Origin of the sequence: Actinophytocola sp. (genome assembly GCF_045807065.1) — a bacterium.
Classification (GTDB): Bacteria; Actinomycetota; Actinomycetes; order Mycobacteriales; family Pseudonocardiaceae; genus Actinophytocola.
The window spans coordinates 1-20,208 of the sequence record NZ_JBJMIE010000178.1 but is presented as its reverse complement, the minus strand read 5'-3'; the positions used below and the strand labels follow the sequence as shown (position 1 = coordinate 20,208).

The following is a 20,208-nucleotide window of genomic DNA, read 5'->3' as shown; positions in this document are numbered from 1 at the left end:
CGTGCGCACGCACGGCTGACACGAGTGCTGGAAACCGAGCTGGTCGCCGAGCACCCCATCACCCTGGGTGCCTACGACGTGCTCGTTCAGCTGGCCGAGGCCCCGGGGCGGCGGCTGCGGATGGCCGAGCTGGCCGATGCCGTGCTCCTGTCCCGGTCGGGTGTCACGCGGCTGGTGGACCGGCTGGAGGTCGCCGGCATGGTCACCAGGGAACGCTTCGACGGCGACGGGCGCGGCGTGGTGGCGGTGATCACCACCAAGGGCATCGACACGCTCCGCTCCGCGGCCGGGACCCACCTCGCGGGTGTCGTCCGCCACTTCGTCGAAGCCATGGACCCCGACGAACTGGCCGCCTTCGGCGAGCTCAGCTCCCGCCTGGCCGACTGAACCCGCACCGGGGTGCGCGAGCAGCGTCTACGGAACACCGGCGTCCGAGCACCCCTGCCGGACGGAGATCCGCAGGACAGGCGCTACTCGCCGGCACTCGTGGCGTCCGCCCAGCGGTGGTCGTCGCGGACCGATTCCGCTGCCGGGCGGGACTTGCGGGGCTTGCGGACGTCGAGGAGGTCGGTGCGGAGGCGGTCCAGCTCGCTGCGCAGGTAGTCCCGGGTCGCGACCTCGCCGACCGCGAGCCGCAGGGCTGCCAGCTCGCGGGCCAGGAACTCCGTGTCCTCCTTGGTGCGGGCCGCGCGGGCCCGGTCCTCCTCCAGCGACACGCGGTCGCGGTTGTCCTGGCGGTTCTGGGCCAGCAGGATCAGCGGCGCCGCGTACGCCGCCTGCGTCGAGAACGCCAGGTTCAGCAGGATGAACGGGTACGGGTCCCAGCGCAGCGACGCCGCCGCCAGGTTCAGCGTGATCCACACGACCACGAGCAGCGTCTGCCAGAACAGGAACTTGCCCGTGCCCAGGAACCTGGCCAGGCGTTCGGACAGCCGCCCGAACGCCTCGGGGTCGATGGACACCCGGAAGCGCCCCTGGCGTCGGGGCTGGTCGAGACGGCGGCGGGAAAGCAGTTCAGGCATCCGCTGGCTCCTCGCTGCCGGACTCCCGCCACCCGGTGGGCAGCAGGTGGTCCAGCACGTCGTCGACGGTGACCGCGCCCAGCAGGTGATCCGCGTCGTCCACCACCGGGGCGCACACCAGGTCGTAGGCGGCGAAGTACCGCGTCACCTCGTTCAGTGTCGCCGCCGGGGTGAGGCGCGCCAACTCCATGTCCAGGGCGCTGGCGACCAGCTCACCCGGTGGCTCCCGCAGCAGGCGTTGCAGGTGGACACAGCCCAGGTACCGGCCGGTCGGCGTCGCGGACGGCGGGCGGCACACGAACACCATGCTGGCCAGCGCGGGCGTGATGTCCGGGTTGCGGACCATGGCCAGCGCCTCGGCGATCGGGGCGTCCGGCAGCAGCACGATCGGCTCCGGCGTCATCAACCCGCCCGCCGTGTCCGACGAGTACGCCAGGAGCCTGCGCACCGGGTCGGACTCCTGCCGCTCCATCAGCGACAGCAGCCGGCTCCGGTCCAGCTCGGACAGCTCGCCGAGCAGGTCCGCGGCGTCGTCGGGGTCCATCGCCTCCAGGATGTCCGCCGCCCGCTCCTCGTCGAGGTGCGCCAGCAGCTCCTGCTGGTCGTGCTCCGACAGCTCCTCGAAGACGTCCGCCAGGCGTTCGTCGTCGAGGCCGTCGGCCACCTCGTAGCGGCGCTTCGCCGGCAGGTCCCGCAGCGCGGTGGCCACGTCCGCGGCCCGCATGCCCTCGAACACGCTCAACAGGTGCGTCGTCTCCTGCGGCGCGGACGCCAGGTCCGTGACGCCCGGCGACTCGATCTCCTCCCAGCGCCGCACCTGGATCGGCCCGCGCCGGGTGAGCCTGCCCGTCCGCTCGCGGATGGCGACCCGGCTCAGCACCCAGTCGCGGGTCCTGGTCGGCTCGATCGCCGCGTCGACGATCACGGCCTGCCGCCCCGTCTCGACGATCACCGCGCGCGCGTCCAGCAGCTGGCCGACGACCAGCACCTCGTTGGGCCGCTGGTTGAACCGGCGCAGGTTCACCGAGCCCGTGGACAGGGTGACCGCGTTTGCGTCGATGGCGGTGACGCGCAGCATCGGCACGAAGATTCGGCGGCGCGTGGCCAGCTCCACCACCGCACCGAGCACGCGTGGCGGCGTGCGGTCGGTGCGCAGCGCGGCCACGACGTCCCGGATCTTGCCGATGGACTCGCCGTCCGGCCCGAACACCGGAAGGCCGACCAGCTGCGCGACGAAGACCCTGCTCACCCGGCAAGGCTAGCCGTCCGGGCCGACGCTCACCCGGCGGTGAGCCCCCGCACCAGTGTCGGGTCGAGCACGTCGGCCAGCTGGCCGTACGGGATGTCGACCGTGGGGATGCCGCACGCGTTGGGCCGGTCGAGGGCCGGCAGCTCCACGGTGAACGACGCGTGGTCGCGGGTGAACGCCACCTTCACCTGGTCGCCGAGGTTGTCCTCGGTGAGCGTGAGGTCGCGGGTGGGGTTCAGGTCGGCCGACTCGCACATCTCGCCGGTGGCGACGAGGACGCCGGCGAGCGGGCCGGCCGCGCCGGGCCGGTAGATCTGGTCGATCGTCAACGCCTTGCCGGTCCGCAGGTCCACGGTCACGGTGTCGTAGCTCTGCCACGAGCTGTTGGAGATCAGGCTCGTGTCCGGCTCGTTGTCGTAGCGGACGGACAGGTAGTCGGCGTTCTGGAGCAGCACCGTGGCCGTGATCGTGATCGTCGCCGGGTCGTCCCAGCGCTCGTCGCCGGAGTCGCGCATGCCGGAGCGGACGTCGTCGAGGTTGGCCCGCAGCTGGCGGACCCGCGTGTCGACCGGGGCACGCAGCGCCGCGTTCAGCGCGTCCGCGCCGCCGACCCCGGACACCCGCACGACCTGCGCGGACACGTCCACGTTCACCTGGTAGTCGGCCCGCTCGGTCACCGTGCTCACCGACAGCGCCTCCTGGGTGACACCCGGCGGGTCGTCGCCGGTGGTGTTCACGATGATCACGGTCGCGCTCACGACCACCGCGGCCCCGACGACCACCGCCGCGATCTTGGCCGCCGCGGCGGCGATCGCGGACTTCGCGGCGGCCGCGGTACCCGCGGCGCCGGCCGCCCCTGTCGCGGTGGCGGTGGCGCCGGCCGAGGTGAGCACGCCGGTCGACGACACGAGCCAGGCCATCGGCGACACCGCCAGCAGCGCACCCGCGTAGCCGGCGAGCCGTTGCCAGCCCCTGGTCTCCCAGTCCCTGCCGTACCCGGCGACCGCGGCGGCCTCCAGCTCGCGGACGAACGCCGCCGCGCTCGGCGGCCGTGCCGAGACGTCCTTCGCCATCCCCCGCGCCACCAGTGCCCGCACCGGCTCGGGCACCTGCTCGACCGGTGGCGGCGCGGACCGGTGCGCCTGTCGCAGGCTCTCGGTGTCGGTGTGCTGCCGGAACGGCCGGGAACCGGTGACGCAGAAGAAGAACACGCAGGTGGCCGCGTAGACGTCCGTGGCGGGTGTGGCCGGTGCGCCCTGCCACTGCTCGGGCGCCATGTACGCGGGCGTGCCGCCGGAGTGTCCACTGTGGCCGGACAGCAGCGCGATGCCGAAGTCCACCAGCTTGCTCTGCTGGTTGGGCTGCACCAGCACGTTGCCCGGCTTGTAGTCGCGGTGCACGGTGCCCACGGCGTGCGCGGCGGCGAGCCCGAGCAGCGAGCCCCTGAGGATCGCGAGCGCGGCCTCGGGTGGGAGCGCGCCGTGCCGGTCGAGGATCTCCTTGAGCGACACCCCCGGCACGGCCTCCATCACGATCGCCGCGCCGCCCGCCGTCTCCACGAACTCGTACAGCCGCGCCACGTGCGGGCTCACCACGCGGCGCAGGATCGCGGCCTCGTGCCGGAACTGGGCACGCGACGGCTCGTCGGTCGAGTGCAGGTACTTGATCGCCACGACCCGGCTGGAGGCGTCGTGCCGCGCCAGCACCACGCGGCCGAACCCGCCCGCGCCGAGCACGGTCAGCTGCGTGTAACCCGGCACCACCCAATCGGACACGGTCAGACGGTAACCGGGATCAGGCCAGCGCTGTGGCAATTCGGGAACATCTGTCACCCATCCAGTGGCCTGGACCGCTGTGGAGCCAGTTGCCGATCGCGCGGACGAACGTCCACCTCCTGGCCAGGTCGTGGTCCATCCCGGTCATGTCCACGACCGCGGCCAGCCTGCCGGGGATCGAGGTCCCGCCGAAGCGGTTCCACAGCAACGGGATCGGGCCGAACTCGCGGTCGCCCGCGATGGGTTTCGGGTCGATCACCAGCCACGGCTCGCGCTCGCCACGCAGCACGTTCTGGAAGTGCAGGTCCTCGTTGACCAGGTGGTCGCCCGCGCGCGGCCCCAGCTCGCGGCAGTAGGCGACGGCCTGGGCGACCAACTCGTCCGGCACGACCCCGGTGTTCCGGGCCGGCAGCTCGTGGACCCAGCGCGCGGCCACGTCCCGCAGGTGCCTGATCCCCGGCGGTGCCGGTCTGGCGAGCCGGCGGATCAGGCCGGCGACGACCGCGAGCGCCTCGGGCAGCGGCTCGCTCTCCAGCGTGACGTCCGGGTCGAGCCGTTCCAGCAGCAGGGCCCACGCGGCGGGATCGTGGGCCAGCAGGCGTACCGCGCCCGTGCCGTCCCAGACGGACAGTGCGAGCGCCTCGTGCTCGGCCTCCTCGTGCGGCCAGCTGATCTTCACCACCGCCGGCTCGCCGGAGGGGCGGCGGACCGGCAGGACGAGTGCGCAGGCGCCGTGCATGGGCTCGCCCTCGACGGTCAGGTCCCACTGCCCGAGCACGGACTCGGCGAGCGCGGGGAGCCTGGCGAGCCAACGCTGGTCCCCGAAGCCCTCGGCGAAGCTCTCTGGCACGGTCAAGGTCACCCCCCAAGGGTGGCGTAGCCGACACGTGTGCGGCGAACCAGTTTCGGAGCCCCTATGGTTACTGGGAAGTAACTCCGGGGATTCCGCAGCGCAGGGAGGCTCGATGAGGTCACCGAAGGACTTCTTCCGTCCGCTCGCCGTCGGCGCGCCGCAGCCGCCGAGGCAGATCCCGTTCCGCCCCTCCCGGATGATCCACTTCTTCGACCCGGGCAACGAGAAGATGGCGGCCAAGGTACCGGGCATGGTCGGCCAGGTCGACGTGCTGCTCGGCAACCTCGAGGACGCCATCCAGGCCGACCGCAAGGAGGCCGCGCGCGCCGGGCTCGTGCGGATCGCGCGCGAGGTGGACTTCGGCGACACGCAGCTGTGGACGCGGGTCAACAGCCTCGACTCGCCGTGGGTGCTCGACGACCTGGTCACGCTGGTGACGGAGGTCGGCGACAAGCTCGACGTGATCATGGTGCCGAAGGTCGAGGGCGCCGAGGACATCCACTACGTCGACCGGCTGCTCGCCCAGCTGGAGGCCCGCGCGGGGCTGACCCGGCCGCTGCTCGTGCACGCGATCCTGGAGACCGCGAGCGGCATGGCGAACGTCGAGGAGATCGCGCTCGCCAGCCCACGCATGCAGGGCATCTCCCTCGGCCCGGCCGACCTGGCCGCGAGCCGGCGGATGAAGACGACACGGGTCGGCGGCGGCCACCCCGGTTACCTGGTGCGGACCGACCCCGCCGGCGACGACCTCTCGGCGGGGCGGGTCACCTACCAGCAGGACCTGTGGCACTACACGGTCGCGCGGATGGTCGACGCGTGCGTGCAGGCGGGGATCCTGCCCTACTACGGGCCGTTCGGGGACATCCGCGACACGGTCGCGTGCGAGGACCAGTTCCGCAACGCCTACCTGCTCGGCTGTGTCGGCGCGTGGAGCCTGCACCCGGCGCAGATCGCGATCGCGCGCAAGGTGTTCTCGCCGGACCCGGCCGAGGTCGCGTGGGCGCGGCGGGTGATCGCGGCGATGGGCGACGGCACGGGCGCGGTCATGCTCGACGGCAAGATGCAGGACGACGCGACGGTCAAGCAGTGCCAGGTGGTCGTGGCCCTGGCCGACGACCTGGCCGCCCGGGACCCGGAGCTGGCGGTGCTGTACAAGGAGGCCGGGGAATGAGGCCACGCAGGTCCGTCCTGTACATGCCGGGCGCCAACGAACGGGCGCTGGAGAAGGCGAAGGCACTGCCCGCGGACGCGTTGATCCTCGACCTGGAGGACGCGGTGGCACCGGACGCCAAGGCGGCGGCCCGGGAGCGGGTGTGCGCGGCGGTGGGCTCGTACGGCTCGCGCGAGGTGGCCATCCGCGTCAACGGTCTCGGCACGCCGTGGCACGCGGACGACCTGCGGGCAGCCGCTGCCGCCGGTCCGGACGCCGTGGTGGTGCCGAAGGTGAACTCCGCCGCGGACGTGCACGCCATCGAGAAGGCGCTGTCGCACGCGCCGGACCACACGGCCATCTGGGCCATGATCGAGACCCCGGTCGCGGTGCTGGACTGCGCGTCGATCGCGGCGGCGGCCGAGCGGCTGACCGTGCTGGTGCTCGGCACGAACGACCTCGTGAAGGAGCTGACCGCGGCGCAGGTCCCCGGCCGCGGCCCGCTGCTCGGCGCGCTGTCGACGTGTGTGCTCGCGGCCCGCGCGACCGGGCGAGTGATCCTCGACGGCGTGTACAACGACGTGCGCGACCCGGCGGGATTCGCCGCGGAGTGCCGCCAGGGCAGGGACTTCGGCTTCGACGGCAAGACGCTGATCCACCCGAGCCAGGTCGAGCCATGCAACGAGATCTTCGCCCCCTCCGAGGAGGAGGTGTCGCGGGCGCATCGGGTGATCGCCGCGTTCGAGGAGGCCAGGCGGGAGGGCCGGGGCGTGGCCACCGTGGATGGCCGCATGATCGAGAACCTGCACGTGGCCGACGCGGAACGAATCCTCGCGCTGGCGGAGGCCGTCACACGCTGACCACCGGCGTAGCATCGGTCCCGAGGGGTGGTTGACCGCGGGAGGCGCCGATGCTTGCCAGCATTCTTCTGCTGATCCTCGTGGTGGTCGTGGTCGGCGTGGCGTCGAGCCTCCGCGTCATCAAGCAGTACGAGCAGGGGTTGATCTTCCGGTTCGGGCGGGTCCAGCCCGGCCTCCGCGGCCCGGGGCTGGCCGTGCTGACGCCGGTCGCGGACAAGCTGCAGAAGGTCAACATGCAGATCGTGACCATGCCGATTCCCGCGCAGGAGGGGATCACCCGCGACAACGTGACCGTCCGGGTCGACGCGGTCGTGTACTTCAAGGTGGTCGATCCGATCTCGGCGATCATCAAGGTCGAGGACTACCGGTTCGCCGTCGGGCAGGTCGCGCAGACCTCGCTGCGCTCGATCATCGGCAAGAGCGACCTCGACGACCTGCTCGCCAACCGCGAGCGGCTCAACGAGGGCCTCGAGATGATGATCGACAGCCCCGCGCTGGAATGGGGCGTGCACATCGACCGGGTGGAGATCAAGGACGTCGCGCTGCCCGAGTCGATGAAGCGGTCCATGTCCCGCCAGGCCGAGGCCGAGCGGGAACGCCGCGCACGCGTCATCTCGGCCGACGGCGAGTTCCAGGCGTCGCAGAAGCTCGCGGACGCCGCCAAGGTTATGGACGGGAATCCCGCCGCGCTCCAGTTGCGTCTACTGGAGACCGTCGTGCAGGTCGCGTCCGAGAAGATCTCCACGCTCGTGTTGCCGTTCCCCGTTGAGCTGCTGCGGTTCCTCGAACGCAGCGGCAGCCCGGCGTTGACCCCCAAGCCCGAGGAGAAGCCGTCCGAATAGGGTGGCGCGGTGGGGTTGTTCAACCGAAACCGCCAACCGGCCGAGCCGACCGACGAGGCCCTGCCCGAGCTGACGGTCAGCAAGGCGCAGCGGCTGCGTGACCTCGTCCGGGGCAGCATGGCCGTCGCGGGTTACGAGGTGACCGTCTACGCGGGACACGTCGAGGACGCCGACGGACGGCAGTTCGGACTCGGCGGCCTCGCCCGTCGCCTCGCCGCGCCCCGCGTGCCCGACAAGAAGTGGCCGACGATCGTCGACGACCACGTCCGCCGCCTGCTCGCGAGCGTCGACGGACCGGACGAGTTCGACGTGCCGACCGACGACCTGCTCGAGCGGACCTACCTGCGCCTGTACGAGGCGGGCGCGCTGCCGAGCGGCAACTGGTGGACCTACGGCCGCGAGGCGCTGCCCGGCGTGCTCGAACTGCTGGCGCTTGACCTGCCGGACTCGGTCGCCACGTTCAACGACGAGCAGGTCGCGAAGCACGGCCTCGATCGGCTGCGCACGGCGGGCCTCGCCAACCTGCGCCGCGAGGAGGCCGACGAGCGGGCGACGCACGAGGGCGTGGAGATCCTCGTCGGGTCGATGTTCATGGCGTCCACCGTGCTCGTGTTGCGGGAGATCGTGCTGCGCACCACGGGGGAGGCGCACCTGCCCAACGGCGTGCTCGTCGCGGTGCCGTTCCGCCACCAGCTGCTGTACCACGTGCCGCGCGACGGCGGCGTGGTCGAGGCGCTGAACACGATGGCCGGGAACGCCGCCGCGGGGTACGACACGGAGGTCGGACCGATCAGCCCGCACGTCTACTGGTGGCAGGACGGACATTTCCAGCAGATCACGCATCGTGATTCGGATGGCCGGATCGAGGTACACCTGGAGGGTGGATTCGGCGAGGTGTTCACTCGCCTGTTTCCCGGGTCGTGATGTGAACACGATCGGTCACGATTGCTACGGAGCAGGGAAGCGGACGTTACGGAACGTCAAAGGTTGCCGTGATATAACGCACAGATAACGACGAATACTTGGCATACACCCACCCCTTCGAGTGAAGCTGTCGGGCATGGGTAAGCATCGACTTGGCAAGGAGAGCGGAAGAGGGCCGCGTCTGTTCGGCCGTTCCCGTCGGGATGACCTCTTCGAGCGGAGCTTCCGCACCTGCCGTGACTGTGGTGCCGACGTGTACGTCCTCGTCGACGAGTGCCGCGACTGCGGCTCCCGCGCCGAACTCCCGGTGAGCTGACATCGCGTCCAGTGGCGCTGCGCACAACCTCGGCGCGAACGAGCGTTAACCGGTGGATACTGGCCGGTAACTATCGTCGACCGGAGGGAGCGCCCACGATGGCCCGCCTCGCTCAGACCGCCGGCCTGACCGACGTCCAGCAGGAAATACTCGCCACCGTCCGTGATTTCGTCGACAAGGAGATCATCCCGCACGCTCAGGCACTCGAGCACGCGGACACCTACCCGCAGGACATTGTCGACGGGATGAAGGAAATGGGGCTGTTCGGCCTCACCATCCCGGAGGAGTACGGCGGGCTCGGCGAGTCACTGCTCACCTACGCGTTGGTGGTCGAGCAGATCGCGCGGGGTTGGATGAGCGTGTCCGGTGTGATCAACACGCATTTCATCGTGGCGCACATGGTCCGCCAGCACGGCACGGACGAGCAGAAACAGAGCCTGCTGCCGCGAATGGCCACCGGCGAGGTGCGTGGCTCGTTCTCGATGTCGGAGCCGGACCTCGGCTCGGACGTGGCCGCGATCAAGACGCGCGCCAAGCGCGACGGCGACGAGTACGTCATCGACGGCGCGAAGATGTGGCTCACCAACGGCGGCAGCTCCAACCTGATCGCGTTGCTGGTGAGGACCGACGAGGGCGCCGAGAAGCCGCACCAGAACCTGACGACGTTCCTGGTGGAGAAGCCGTCCGGGTTCGGCGAGGTCGCGCCCGGGCTGACCATCCCGGGCAAGATCGACAAGATGGGCTACAAGGGCGTCGACACGACGGAGGCGGTGTTCTCCGGCTACCGGGCCCCCGCCGCCGCGGTGCTGGGCAGCGCCCCCGGCCGGGGTTTCGCGCAGATGATGGACGGCGTCGAGGTGGGCCGCGTGAATGTCGCCGCCCGCGCCTGCGGCATCGCGATCCGCGCCTTCGAGCTGGCGGTGGACTACGCGCAGCAACGCAGCACGTTCGGCAAGCCCATCGCCCAACACCAGGCGATCGCGTTCAAACTGGCCGAGATGGCCACGAAGGTCGAGGCCGCCCACCTGATGATGGTGAACGCGGCGCGCCTGAAGGACTCCGGCGAACGCAACGACGTCGAGGCGGGCATGGCGAAGCTGCTGGCGTCGGAGTACTGCGTCGAGGTGACCCAGGAGTCGTTCCGCATCCACGGCGGCTACGGCTACTCCAAGGAGTACGAGATCGAGCGCCTCATGCGCGAGGCCCCGTTCCTGCTCATCGGCGAGGGCACGAGCGAGATCCAGAAGACCATCATCAGCCGAGGCCTCCTCCGCGAGTACAAGTCCCGCTGACCTCGCGAGTCCAACGCACGCGCCCGGTGAGTCCAACGCACGCGTCGGGTGAGTCCAACGCACGCGGCCGGTGAGTCCAACGAAAGTGGTCGGCAGTAGCTGGCCGGATTCGTTGAACTCGCGGGTTCGGTGCGTTGAACTCGCGAGTTGCGGGCGTTGGACACGCGGGTTGCGGGCGTTGGACACGCGGGCTGTGGGCGTTGGACACGCGCGGTCGGTGTCGGGTTAGCACTGTTCGCCCCTTGTTGGCAGGATGGTGTCAACTGCTGAACAGAGGTGAGCAACGGTGACCGGTTCGTTCTCGGGTGGGGCGCGGGGGAGCCAGGGGCTCCCCAAGGTGCCGACTCCGCCGTCTGGCTGGCCGATCGGGTCCTACAACACCTACCAGGAGGCCCATCGCGCCGTTCAGTACCTGGCCGGCAACGAGTTCCCGGTTCAGGAGGTCACGATCGTCGGGGTCGACCTGATGCTGGTCGAGCGGGTGATCGGGCGGTTGAGCTGGCCGAAGGTGCTCGGCACGGGTGCGTTGTCCGGGGCCTGGTTCGGGCTGTTCGTCGGGCTGTTGCTGGGTCTGTTCAGCTCCCAGACGATGTCGTTCGCGCCGATTCTCGTCGGGTTGGTCGCCGGGGTGGTCTTCGGGCTGGTCTTCGCCGCGGTCGGGTATGCGACCACGCGCAGTTCGGGGCGTGAGATCGCGTCGGCGAGCCAGCTGGTGGCCGGTAGGTACGACGTGCTCGCCCAGCCGCGCAGCGCCGAGAAGGGGCGCGACCTCCTCGCCAAGCTCGCGATGCGGCCGTCCGCCGCGGCGGAGTAGGCCGGTTTTCCGCTTCGGTCCGTTACGGGCCTTGACCGGATCGTTGTGCATCTCGCTTGCGACTCGTGATCATCGGGCCTAGGTTCAGTGGACCGTGAAACATGATTCCCCCAGGCACATGGAGGTGCCAAGCGCCTCCCGTGCGGGCGGGAAGGGAGGCAGGGTTCTCATGCGATGGCGAATGCTCGCCGTCAGCGGAGTCGCACTCGCCGTGGCGCCGTTGGTCGCTGCCTGCGGCTCGGATGGTGGCACAGAGATCAACGTCTACTACGCGCCGGAGGAACACTTCCAGTCGGTCATCGACCGGTGCAACCAGGAGGCGAAGGGCCGCTACGAGATCGTCTACCGCAAGCTGCCGCGCGATGCGGACGGCCAGCGCGAGCAGATGGTCCGCAGACTCGCGGCCGGCGACACCGACCTCGACGTCCTGGGTCTGGACGTCACCTGGGTGCCTGAGTTCGCCGAGGCGAACTGGCTCCAGGAGTGGACCGGCTCGAACAAGAGCGAGGCCGAGGACGGCGTGCTCGAGGGGCCGCTGAAGACGGCGCAGTGGAACGACAAGCTCTACGCCGCCACGAAGAACACGAACGTCCAGCTGCTCTGGTATGACGAAACCGTGACGCCGCACCCGCCGCAGACGTGGTCGGAGATGATCACCGTCGCGAAGCGGCTCAAGGACGAGAACAAGCCGTACCGGATCGTGTTCACCGGCGCGCAGTACGAGGGCCTCGTGGTCACCTACAACACGCTGGTCGCCTCGTACGGCGGGCACATCCTGTCCGAGGACGGCAAGAAGGTCGTCATGGACTCCGGCGCCGTGGACGCGTTGAAGCTGCTCAAGCAGGTCACGACCGAGGGCATCACCGACCCCTCGCTGACCAACGCGCAGGAGCAGCAGGTCCAGCAGGCGTTCGAGGCCACGGACAGCAAGGCCGCGTTCGAGCTGAACTGGCCGTACGTCTACGCCGCCATGCAGACCGGCAACCCGGACCGCGCCAAGCACTTCAAGTGGGCGCCCTACCCGGGCATCGACGGGCCGGGCAAGGCGACGGTCGGCGGCTACGACCTCGCGGTGAGCGCGTACTCGCAGCACAAGCCGGAGGCGTTCGAGGCGGCGTTGTGCCTGCGCAGCGCGGAAAGTCAGCGGTACTCGGCCATCAACGACGGCGTGCCGCCCACGATCGAGTCGGTGTACGACAAGAGCGACGCGGACTTCGTCAAGGCGTACCCCATGTGGCAGACGATCCGCGACGAGCTGCAGGACGCGACGGTGCGGCCGTTGACCGTGGTGTACCAGAACCTGTCGACGATCACGTCCAAGGTGCTCTCGCCACCGCAGAACATCGACCCGAAGTCCACCGCGGACGAACTGCGGGACCAGTTGCAGAAAGCCTTGGATTCCAAGGGAGTTCTCCCGTGAGCGAGCTTGCGAGCGATCCATCAGCTCAGACCCGGACAGTTGACGCGCCCACGGGCGAGGCGCGGGCGAAGGGAAAGCCCGCCCTGTCCGAGGGCAAGAAGGCCGAGCGGAGACTGGGTCTCCTGCTGTGCGCGCCGGCCGCGATCGTGATGCTGGCGGTCACCGGCTGGCCGATCATCTACTCGATCTGGCTGTCCCTGCAGCGTTACGACCTCCGCTTCCCCGACCAGCGCCAGTTCGTGGGCCTGGACAACTACGTCGCGGTCCTGTCGGACGGCTACTGGTGGACGGCGTTCGGTGTCACCGCGCTGATCACGGTGGTGTCGGTGGTGATCGAGCTGGTGCTCGGCATGCTGCTGGCGCTCGTGATGCACCGCACGCTCGTCGGCCGCGGCCTGGTGCGCACGGTGTCGCTCATCCCGTACGGGATCGTGACCGTGGTGGCCGCGTTCTCCTGGTTCTACGCGTGGAACTCCGACACCGGTTACCTGGCCGCGCTGTTCGGCGCCGAGGCCCCGCTGACCGACCGGGCCGCGTCGCTCGCGATCATCATCCTCGCCGAGGTGTGGAAGACCACGCCGTTCATGGCGCTGCTGCTGATGGCGGGGCTCGCGCTGGTGCCGGACGACCTGCTCAAGGCGGCGTCGATGGATGGCGCGACCGCGTGGCAGCGGTTCACCAAGGTGATCGTCCCGGTGATGAAGCCGGCGATCCTGGTGGCGCTGCTGTTCCGCACGCTCGACGCGTTCCGCATCTTCGACAACATCTTCGTGCTCACCAAGGGCGCGAACGACACGTCGTCGGTGTCGATGCAGACCTACAACAACCTGATCCGCGGCCTGAACCTCGGCATCGGGTCGACCATGTCCGTGCTGATCTTCATCGCGGTGGCGATCATCGCGTTCATCTTCATCAAGTTGTTCGGCGCCTCGGCGCCCGGCAACGACCCGGGAGGTAGGCGCTGATGACCGACGTTGTTGTTGACCCGACCCCCCGCACCGCACGCGCCAAGTCCGCGGGGCCCACACTCGGTGGCCGCAAGGCCCGGTGGACCCTTGTGGACATCGTGATCGTGGTCTACGCGCTGGTCCCGGTGCTGTGGACGCTTTCCCTGTCGTTCAAGACGCCGGAGACGCAGACCGACCGGAACTTCTTCCCGAGCGCGTGGACCTGGCAGAACTACAAGGACATCTTCACGACCAGCGAGTTCATCCGGGCGCTGGTCAACTCGATCGGCATCGCGATCATCGCGACGGTGATCGCGGTCGTGCTCGGCACGATGGCCGCCTACGCCATCGCGCGCCTGGACTTCCCCGGCAAGCAGCTGCTGGTGGGCGTCTCACTGCTGATCGCGATGTTCCCGCAGGTCTCGCTGGTCTCGCCGCTGTTCGAGATGGAGCGCAACCTCGGGCTGTTCGACACGTGGCCGGGCCTGATCCTGCCGTACATCACCTTCGCCCTGCCGCTGGCGATCTACACGCTGTCGGCGTTCTTCCGGGAGATCCCGTGGGAGCTGGAGAAGGCGGCCAAGATGGACGGTGCGACGCCCGCGCAGGCGTTCCGGCGGGTCATCGCCCCGCTGGCGGCGCCCGGCGTGTTCACGACCGCGATCCTGGTGTTCATCTTCTGCTGGAACGACTTCCTGTTCGCCATCTCGCTGACGTCCACCGAGGCGTCGCGCACGGTGCCGGCGGCGTTGTCGTTCTTCACGGGCGCCTCCCAGTTCGAGGCCCCGGTCGGGACGATCTCCGCGGCCGCCGTGGTGATCACCATCCCGATCATTCTGTTCGTGTTGTTCTTCCAGCGCCGCATCGTCGCGGGGCTGACGTCCGGTGCCGTGAAGGGCTGAGGGGATATGGCTGAGATCGTTCTGGACAAGGTGACCAAGCGGTACCCGGATGGTGCCCTTGCCGTGTCCGAGGTGAACATCGAGATCGCGGACGGCGAGTTCATCATCCTCGTCGGCCCGTCCGGCTGCGGTAAGTCCACGATGCTGAACATGATCGCCGGCCTGGAGGACATCACGGCCGGCGAGCTGCGCATCGACGGCCAGCGCGTCAACGAGAAGGCGCCGAAGGACCGGGACATCGCGATGGTGTTCCAGTCCTACGCGCTGTACCCGCACATGAGCGTGCGGGAGAACATGGCGTTCCCGCTGCGACTGGCCAAGGTGGACGACACCACGGTGCGGCAGAAGGTCGAGGAGGCCGCGAAGATCCTCGACCTGACCCAGCACCTGGACCGCAAGCCGGCGAACCTGTCGGGTGGCCAGCGCCAGCGCGTGGCCATGGGGCGGGCCATCGTCCGCAGCCCCAAGGCGTTCCTGATGGACGAGCCACTGTCCAACCTGGACGCCAAGCTGCGCGTGCAGATGCGCACGTCGGTGTCGAAGCTGCAGAAGCAGCTCGCGACGACGACCGTGTACGTGACCCACGACCAGACCGAGGCCATGACGCTGGGCGACCGGGTCGTGGTGCTGCGCGGCGGGGTCGTCCAGCAGGTCGGCTCGCCGCAGTTCCTGTACGACAACCCGGTGAACCTGTTCGTGGCGGGCTTCATCGGCTCCCCGTCCATGAACTTCCTGCCGGGCACGCTGGAGAACGGCCAGCTGTCGACGGGACTCGGCCAGGTCGCGCTGTCCGACCGGGTGCGGCGGCTCGCCGAGGCGGCCAACGCCCCACGCGAGCTGATCGCGGGCATCCGCCCCGAGCACTTCGAGGACTCGCACGTGCTGGACGAGACCACACTGACCGGCGGCAGCACCTTCACCGCGACGGTGGACGTGCTGGAGTCCATGGGCTCGGACAAGTTCGCCTACTTCACGGTGGAGGGCGAGGCCGCGACGGCCGCCGAGCTGGAGGAGCTGGCCGCCGACGCCGGCGCGGCGGACGTGCCGGCCAGCGGCTCACAGCTGGTGACCCGCCTGTCGGCCACCTCGGCCGCGAAGGAGGGCGCGCAGCTGGAGGTCTGGTTCGACGCGGACAAGATCCAGCTGTTCGACCCGGCGTCGGGCAAGAACCTGACGTACTCGGAGTAGCTCACGACGGAAGTGGCGTCCTGGCCCGCGGGGCTGGGGCGCCACTTCCGCGTTCACCGCTGGTCCCAGGCCGTGCTGGTGCGAAAGGTGGCGCTGCTGTCGGCCAGCAACCTGATGGTGGTGGGCGCGCGATTGATCACCTCGGCGTCGGCGTCGCGGACCACGACGGATTCGGTGAAGTCCGGGTGGATGAGTGACATCGCGTCTCCTTCTCAGACCAGGAACAGCAGGACGGCGCTCACGACGACTACCACGGCGGTCGCGAGATGGATGCCGAACGCCACGGTCTTCGTGCCGCCGTTGCGCAGGACGACGACCATGTCGCCGAGTGGCACGAGCGCGACGACCAGCATGAACCACGTCTCCGCCCGCACGCCGGCGAAGGCCAGCAGGGCCAGGCCGATGAGGCCGTAGCTGCTGTCCCGGATGCCCTTGATCGTCAGGTAGGCCCGGTCCTGCTTCGCCGGCACGCCGTACGCGGCCGCGGCTGCCCACGGGACGAACAGGAAGCGCAACCCGATGAAGAGGATCATCAGGTCGAGGACGATGGCCAGCCCGTAGGCGACGGTGGTGAGCATCTCGGCTCCCTTTCTAGCATTGCTAGGAACAGGAGTGACGCTAGCATGAGCGTCGGCAGGTTGGCTAGCGTTGCTAGAATCACGAGCATGGCGATTAACCGCGTCGGGAGCGCGCGGAGCGGGAGAAGCTGATCGTCGCGGCGGCGCGCGAGCTGGCCGAGACAATCCGTTCGCATGCGCCGGCCGAGAATCTGGGGTCGCTGACGGAGCTCGGCGAAGTCCATGCCGGGCGCGCACTCACGGCCAGGTCCCGGCCGCGGTAGACCTCGGCCAGCGCGTCCAGGGGTGGCTGTTCTGGGCGGCCTCCCGGCCTCGTGACGTTCATCCGTGACGGGCGGCTGCCTCGCGAGCAGCACGTCCGCAGGCCGGCGCTCCTGCTCGCGGGCTTCCGGTAGCACACGGCGGCGTCGACTTCCTGGCTGTCGCCGCCGTCCCCACGTCGCCTGTCACGGGCCGCCATCCTGCTCATCGGCGCGTGAGTGGGGCAGGCTGCTCGCCCGGCCGCCGTAGCGGTCAGCGGCGGGAGATGGCGCGGAACAGGTGTCGCTCGGCCGAGTGCGGGGTCGCCCTGGACGTCGCTTCCGGGTGGTGGCGTGCCAGCAGCACGACGCCGACGATCGCCGCGGCCGCACCGCAGACCAGGCCCGCGCCTGTCCAGCCGCCCGCGTCGGCCGTCTCGTCGAGCAGGCCGATCGCGATGGCGGTGGCCACGAGCGGACTCAGCACCGTCTGGCAACCCACCACGATGTCCGGTGGGCCGCTGGCATACGCGAGCTGGATGAACCACGAGCCGACCGCGAACGCCGCGACCAGGCCGGTGACCGGCAGCGGTGGGACACCGCGCAGGCCCGCGGACTGGAACGTGTACGTCACGTCACGGACCAGCACCGACACCAGCCCGTACGCGCAGCCCGCGCCCGTCGCCAGCAGGACGCACCGCACCAGCCCTCTGGTCAGGGCCCCGGCCACGCCGAACAGCACGACCGCACCCGCCGTCAGCTGACCCGCCAGCAACACCGCCGTGGTCGGGAAGTGCACGGCCGACGCGTGCCTGGACGCCAGGGCGACGAACAGCGCCACCCCGAGCGTGCTCGCCCCGATCGCGACCACCACCGTTGTGTCGAGCCGCTCACCGGAGGACCGTGCGTTGAGCACGGCGACCGCCGGCAGGGCGAGCACGACGATCGGCGCCACGATCGTCACCGGCGCCAGCGCGAGTGCCAGGATCTGCAGCACCGTGCACGTGAACAGCACGGCGAACCCGAGCAGCCACGAGCGGTTGTGCACCAGCGCCGACACGGCACGCAGCCGCAGCCCCGTGTCCTTGGTCGCCGAGCGGACGCCCTTGTGCTGCAGATGTGCCCCGACCGCGCTGCAACACGCGCCGAGCACGGCGAAGACGATGGCGAGTGCGATCATCCGGTGGCCTCGGCTCTCGCTGGCTGCCCGCGCCCGCGAGCCGTGCTGACGGTGACCCGCAACAGGTGGACCGCGAGCGCCATCAACATCAGCATCTCCAGGCCGAACAGCGCGCGCTGGACGAGTCCGGAGACACCCCGTCCGTCCAGGATGCCGGGCATGGCCAGGCCAGGGAAGATGTCGGGCAACCTGGTGGCGAGGTACGCCGCCGCCATCGCCATCGCCACCACGGCCATCCGCCGCACGACCCGCCCGACGTGGGTCCACCGCAGGTCGGCGACGAGCCGCTTCGCGAGTGCGATGCCCGCCAGCGGCAGGCTCACGAACAGCGACGCCCCGGCGACCTGGTGGATCAGGCCGGACACACTGGTGATCGACTTGCTGTTGTCCGTGGGGAAGATCGCGCACAGCGTGAGGCTCGTGCACCACACCCCGAAGAACGCGCCGGCCCGCGCACCGAGCCGCAGCCCGGCCACCCGCAGCCCGACCAGCATGGTCACGGTGCCACCCGCGAGGACGATCGCCGCCGTCGCGAACACCTCACGACCGTCACCGTAGAACACGTAGTAGCTGACCGCGCGGGAGAACGGGTCCACCTCGGAGTGGAAGTGGATGTTGAGGTACGTCATCGCCACGAGGGACCGCACCATCGCGACGATGGACACCACGGAGAGGGCGGCTGTCAGGACCAGGAAGCCACCCAGCAGCGGACTCCGACGGGTTCGCGTCGAGCCTGGGTCGCGGTCCATCGTCCTACCCCCTGCGGAGATCAACGCACGCACGCGCGTTCACATTCCCGCACCGGGGCTGAGACGTGCCTCAGCTGAGGTGCCGACGCACTCGGCCGATGACTTCCAGCGGATACGACTGTGCTCGAAATGGGTGAGGACCGGGTGCTCCTATTCAGTTAGGGGTTTCCGCATGTGCCTCCTTCGGGGGAACGCAGTGGGGTCGGGAACTGAGGTCCCGCCGGTCTCGGGGACCGGAGGACGAGTGAGTGGTTGGTGGGACGGCTTTCGTCCGTGCTGGGCGTTAGTCGTCCCAGATTTGTACGCCGCGGACGACGTAGGGGGATTCTGGTACGAAGGTGCCGCCGCCGGGGTAGGTGTCGAACTCGGCTTCTGTCGAGCAGTCTCGGCCCTGGTAGACCGTTACCGGTCGTTTCGAGCGGTTGGCGAATGAGCGGGCGTCGAAGCCGTCCGGTAGGGGAACGCATTCGTTCGGGTTCGCGGTTGCCAGGGCCACGCGGAGGATGTCGCCCCCGTAGGACTCCGTTGGCCACAGGCAGAACTCCCCGCGCTCACACGGTTGTGTTTCCGCGGTTGCCGTGGCTGTCGTCGTCGTGCTGATCAGCAGCCAGGCCGTGATGACGACCGGAATGGCCAGGATTTTCATTTCTGTGGACTCCCCTGTGATGTGCGCCGTGGAATGTGGCGTACTGCGAGTCTCGCCGAGGGGGAGCGAGTGGCGAAAACGGTTGTCCACAGGGGATGAGTTGTCCACAGGTCGATGTGGACAACTTGACGAAGGGGCGCGAGGGAGTTAACGGCGTTTGCTGTCCCGCACCGCCGAGATGACCTCGTCGTCCCAGCGGTGGGTGCGGATCAGGCGGTAGCGCTCGCTCGCGACCCACATGTAGGCCTCGGCCTCGGTCTGGGTCTCGATCATGCCGGCCTGCCGCAGCATGCGGACCACCGGCACGAACTCCTCGTCGTACCAGCGTGTGGCCACTGTCACCCGGTCGAGGTAGCGACCCTCGTCCTGCATGAGGCGGAAGCCCCACGCCTCGACCGACTCCGCCAGCTCCGCGTAGTCCCACGGGTCGGTGAGCAGCACCGCCTTCCGCGCCTCGCCGGTCAGCGGCACGCGGTCCAGGAAGATCCGTCGGTAGTCCTTCACCAGCAGGTCACCGCGGTAGCTGATGCCACTCGGGGACAGGCGGGTGACGACCTCCGTGACGTACGCGTCGATCGTCTTCAGGCCGAGGGCGTGGGCCACCGACACCCGATGGTGGCCGTCCATCACGAAGTGCATGTCCCCCACCCGGTATACCTCGATCGGGGGAATCGGTTCGCCTCGGCGTTGGGCCAGTGCGAGGCGTTGCCACCGTTCGCGGACCTGGCCGGACGTCGGCCGGAAGCGGCGGTCGAACTCCCGCGACCGGTCCACGCTGCCGACGATCGAGTCCAGGGTGATGACCTGCAGGCCCAGGCGCCGCTCGCCGAGCCTGCCCAGCGCCGCGACCACCTCGTCGAACGGCAGCATGATGTTCACGTCGTCCGGCGCGCGCCGCAGCCACGCGGCCAGGCGCGAGAGGACCTGCCTGCGGCGCGCCCGCAGGAAGTCGTTCTCGGCGTCGGCGACTGGAAAGCCGGTGTCTCGCTTCATGGCAGTTCCAGGATGCGGTATCCGACCGTGTTGAGCACCTTGGTATTACCAAGCACACGGTCCGGCACCGGTTGCCCGTGCGGGTGAATGTGGCCGTGCACGAGAACGGTGGGTTTCAGCCGGTCGACGACCATGTGAAGGCATGCGAAACCACGGTGCGGAGGATCCTCGCGGTCGCCGACGTCGCGGGGTGGTGAGTGGGTCAGCAGGACGTCCACCGGCTGGCGGTGCGCGGCACGGACCAACCGGGCCGCCCGGCGGGTCTGCTG

General features: G+C 69.5%; 21 protein-coding genes and 1 pseudogene. 11 read left to right on the top strand and 11 right to left on the bottom strand.

Features of this window, described 5'->3' with window-relative positions:
• Positions 1 to 24: 24 nt before the first annotated feature.
• On the top strand, positions 25 to 387 hold the full coding sequence (locus tag ACJ73U_RS10225; RefSeq protein WP_407777314.1) for a MarR family winged helix-turn-helix transcriptional regulator: 363 nt from the start codon (positions 25 to 27) through the stop codon (positions 385 to 387).
• An 83-nt stretch (positions 388 to 470) separates the two neighbouring features.
• On the opposite strand, the gene ACJ73U_RS10220 is transcribed toward ACJ73U_RS10225, so the two are convergent.
• From ACJ73U_RS10220 to ACJ73U_RS10205, 4 genes are read right to left on the bottom strand one after another with little or no spacing between them, the layout of a single operon-like run.
• On the bottom strand, positions 471 to 1,022 hold the full coding sequence (locus tag ACJ73U_RS10220) for a DUF1003 domain-containing protein (protein ID WP_407777313.1): 552 nt from the start codon (positions 1,020 to 1,022) through the stop codon (positions 471 to 473).
• Entirely contained in the window at positions 1,015 to 2,271 is a 1,257-nt protein-coding gene (locus ACJ73U_RS10215; RefSeq protein WP_407777312.1) for a magnesium transporter MgtE N-terminal domain-containing protein, read from the bottom strand. The genes ACJ73U_RS10220 and ACJ73U_RS10215 overlap by 8 nt, the downstream gene beginning before the upstream one ends.
• A gap of 29 nt (positions 2,272 to 2,300) precedes the next feature.
• On the bottom strand, positions 2,301 to 4,046 hold the full coding sequence (locus ACJ73U_RS10210) for a serine/threonine-protein kinase (protein WP_407777311.1): 1,746 nt from the start codon (positions 4,044 to 4,046) through the stop codon (positions 2,301 to 2,303).
• Positions 4,047 to 4,065: 19 nt separating this feature from the next.
• A complete protein-coding gene (locus ACJ73U_RS10205) occupies positions 4,066 to 4,908 on the bottom strand; it encodes an aminoglycoside phosphotransferase family protein (protein WP_407777310.1) in 843 nt (280 codons plus the stop codon).
• Positions 4,909 to 5,011: 103 nt separating this feature from the next.
• On the opposite strand from ACJ73U_RS10205, the gene ACJ73U_RS10200 reads away from it, so the two are divergent.
• The 10 genes from ACJ73U_RS10200 (at position 5,012) to ACJ73U_RS10155 (ending at position 15,554) form a co-directional block, all read left to right on the top strand.
• Positions 5,012 to 6,070, top strand: a complete 1,059-nt coding sequence (locus ACJ73U_RS10200) for an HpcH/HpaI aldolase/citrate lyase family protein (RefSeq protein WP_407777309.1) — start codon at positions 5,012 to 5,014, stop codon at positions 6,068 to 6,070.
• Positions 6,067 to 6,909 (top strand): HpcH/HpaI aldolase/citrate lyase family protein, encoded by an 843-nt coding sequence (locus ACJ73U_RS10195; protein WP_407777308.1) that lies wholly within the window; start codon positions 6,067 to 6,069, stop codon positions 6,907 to 6,909. The genes ACJ73U_RS10200 and ACJ73U_RS10195 overlap by 4 nt, the downstream gene beginning before the upstream one ends.
• A 50-nt stretch (positions 6,910 to 6,959) precedes the next feature.
• Complete coding sequence (locus ACJ73U_RS10190; RefSeq protein WP_407777307.1) at positions 6,960 to 7,751, top strand: slipin family protein; 792 nt, start codon at positions 6,960 to 6,962, stop codon at positions 7,749 to 7,751.
• A 9-nt stretch (positions 7,752 to 7,760) separates the two neighbouring features.
• Positions 7,761 to 8,675 carry a hypothetical protein gene (locus ACJ73U_RS10185; protein WP_407777306.1) on the top strand — a complete coding sequence of 305 codons (915 nt, stop codon included), beginning with the start codon at positions 7,761 to 7,763 and terminating at the stop codon, positions 8,673 to 8,675.
• A 414-nt stretch (positions 8,676 to 9,089) separates the two neighbouring features.
• Positions 9,090 to 10,283 carry an acyl-CoA dehydrogenase family protein gene (locus tag ACJ73U_RS10180; protein ID WP_407777305.1) on the top strand — a complete coding sequence of 398 codons (1,194 nt, stop codon included), beginning with the start codon at positions 9,090 to 9,092 and terminating at the stop codon, positions 10,281 to 10,283.
• Between the two features lie 286 nt (positions 10,284 to 10,569).
• Positions 10,570 to 11,097 carry a general stress protein gene (locus tag ACJ73U_RS10175; protein WP_407777304.1) on the top strand — a complete coding sequence of 176 codons (528 nt, stop codon included), beginning with the start codon at positions 10,570 to 10,572 and terminating at the stop codon, positions 11,095 to 11,097.
• Positions 11,098 to 11,266: 169 nt separating this feature from the next.
• Positions 11,267 to 12,517, top strand: coding sequence for an ABC transporter substrate-binding protein (locus ACJ73U_RS10170; RefSeq protein WP_407777303.1), 1,251 nt, complete (start codon positions 11,267 to 11,269; stop codon positions 12,515 to 12,517).
• Complete coding sequence (locus ACJ73U_RS10165; RefSeq protein WP_407777302.1) at positions 12,514 to 13,482, top strand: carbohydrate ABC transporter permease; 969 nt, start codon at positions 12,514 to 12,516, stop codon at positions 13,480 to 13,482. Before ACJ73U_RS10170 ends, ACJ73U_RS10165 begins: the two co-directional genes overlap by 4 nt.
• Positions 13,482 to 14,366 carry a carbohydrate ABC transporter permease gene (locus ACJ73U_RS10160; RefSeq protein WP_407777301.1) on the top strand — a complete coding sequence of 295 codons (885 nt, stop codon included), beginning with the start codon at positions 13,482 to 13,484 and terminating at the stop codon, positions 14,364 to 14,366. The genes ACJ73U_RS10165 and ACJ73U_RS10160 overlap by 1 nt, the downstream gene beginning before the upstream one ends.
• A 6-nt stretch (positions 14,367 to 14,372) precedes the next feature.
• On the top strand, positions 14,373 to 15,554 hold the full coding sequence (locus tag ACJ73U_RS10155) for an ABC transporter ATP-binding protein (protein WP_407777300.1): 1,182 nt from the start codon (positions 14,373 to 14,375) through the stop codon (positions 15,552 to 15,554).
• A 53-nt stretch (positions 15,555 to 15,607) separates the two neighbouring features.
• On the opposite strand, the gene ACJ73U_RS10150 is transcribed toward ACJ73U_RS10155, so the two are convergent.
• From ACJ73U_RS10150 to ACJ73U_RS10120, 7 genes and pseudogenes are all read right to left on the bottom strand, one after another.
• Positions 15,608 to 15,754, bottom strand: coding sequence for a hypothetical protein (locus tag ACJ73U_RS10150; protein ID WP_407777299.1), 147 nt, complete (start codon positions 15,752 to 15,754; stop codon positions 15,608 to 15,610).
• Positions 15,755 to 15,766: 12 nt separating this feature from the next.
• On the bottom strand, positions 15,767 to 16,132 hold the full coding sequence (locus ACJ73U_RS10145; RefSeq protein WP_407777298.1) for a DUF4267 domain-containing protein: 366 nt from the start codon (positions 16,130 to 16,132) through the stop codon (positions 15,767 to 15,769).
• Between the two features lie 513 nt (positions 16,133 to 16,645).
• Positions 16,646 to 17,551, bottom strand: coding sequence for a hypothetical protein (locus tag ACJ73U_RS10140; RefSeq protein ID WP_407777297.1), 906 nt, complete (start codon positions 17,549 to 17,551; stop codon positions 16,646 to 16,648).
• A complete protein-coding gene (locus ACJ73U_RS10135) occupies positions 17,548 to 18,300 on the bottom strand; it encodes a DUF998 domain-containing protein (RefSeq protein ID WP_407777296.1) in 753 nt (250 codons plus the stop codon). Before ACJ73U_RS10135 ends, ACJ73U_RS10140 begins: the two co-directional genes overlap by 4 nt.
• A 283-nt stretch (positions 18,301 to 18,583) precedes the next feature.
• Positions 18,584 to 18,946 carry a peptidase inhibitor family I36 protein gene (locus ACJ73U_RS10130; RefSeq protein WP_407777295.1) on the bottom strand — a complete coding sequence of 121 codons (363 nt, stop codon included), beginning with the start codon at positions 18,944 to 18,946 and terminating at the stop codon, positions 18,584 to 18,586.
• Positions 18,947 to 19,093: 147 nt separating this feature from the next.
• Positions 19,094 to 19,939, bottom strand: a complete 846-nt coding sequence (locus ACJ73U_RS10125; protein WP_407777294.1) for a chromosome partitioning protein ParB — start codon at positions 19,937 to 19,939, stop codon at positions 19,094 to 19,096.
• A pseudogene (locus ACJ73U_RS10120) lies at positions 19,936 to 20,208 on the bottom strand (metallophosphoesterase); the annotation flags it as partial. The pseudogene ACJ73U_RS10120 and the gene ACJ73U_RS10125, both read right to left, overlap by 4 nt.

What these genes read in the sequence shown, in the direction of transcription:
- ACJ73U_RS10135 (WP_407777296.1), bottom strand. Translation starts at nt 18,300, where the DNA reads ATGGACCGCGACCCAGGCTCGACGCGAACCCGTCGGAGTCCGCTGCTG.
- ACJ73U_RS10160 (WP_407777301.1), top strand. Translation starts at nt 13,482, where the DNA reads ATGACCGACGTTGTTGTTGACCCGACCCCCCGCACCGCACGCGCCAAG.
- ACJ73U_RS10220 (WP_407777313.1), bottom strand. Translation starts at nt 1,022, where the DNA reads ATGCCTGAACTGCTTTCCCGCCGCCGTCTCGACCAGCCCCGACGCCAG.
- ACJ73U_RS10195 (WP_407777308.1), top strand. Translation starts at nt 6,067, where the DNA reads ATGAGGCCACGCAGGTCCGTCCTGTACATGCCGGGCGCCAACGAACGG.
- ACJ73U_RS10170 (WP_407777303.1), top strand. Translation starts at nt 11,267, where the DNA reads ATGCGATGGCGAATGCTCGCCGTCAGCGGAGTCGCACTCGCCGTGGCG.
- ACJ73U_RS10190 (WP_407777307.1), top strand. Translation starts at nt 6,960, where the DNA reads ATGCTTGCCAGCATTCTTCTGCTGATCCTCGTGGTGGTCGTGGTCGGC.
- ACJ73U_RS10150 (WP_407777299.1), bottom strand. Translation starts at nt 15,754, where the DNA reads ATGTCACTCATCCACCCGGACTTCACCGAATCCGTCGTGGTCCGCGAC.
- ACJ73U_RS10140 (WP_407777297.1), bottom strand. Translation starts at nt 17,551, where the DNA reads ATGATCGCACTCGCCATCGTCTTCGCCGTGCTCGGCGCGTGTTGCAGC.
- ACJ73U_RS10200 (WP_407777309.1), top strand. Translation starts at nt 5,012, where the DNA reads ATGAGGTCACCGAAGGACTTCTTCCGTCCGCTCGCCGTCGGCGCGCCG.
- ACJ73U_RS10180 (WP_407777305.1), top strand. Translation starts at nt 9,090, where the DNA reads ATGGCCCGCCTCGCTCAGACCGCCGGCCTGACCGACGTCCAGCAGGAA.
- ACJ73U_RS10155 (WP_407777300.1), top strand. Translation starts at nt 14,373, where the DNA reads ATGGCTGAGATCGTTCTGGACAAGGTGACCAAGCGGTACCCGGATGGT.
- ACJ73U_RS10145 (WP_407777298.1), bottom strand. Translation starts at nt 16,132, where the DNA reads ATGCTCACCACCGTCGCCTACGGGCTGGCCATCGTCCTCGACCTGATG.
- ACJ73U_RS10130 (WP_407777295.1), bottom strand. Translation starts at nt 18,946, where the DNA reads ATGAAAATCCTGGCCATTCCGGTCGTCATCACGGCCTGGCTGCTGATC.
- ACJ73U_RS10125 (WP_407777294.1), bottom strand. Translation starts at nt 19,939, where the DNA reads ATGAAGCGAGACACCGGCTTTCCAGTCGCCGACGCCGAGAACGACTTC.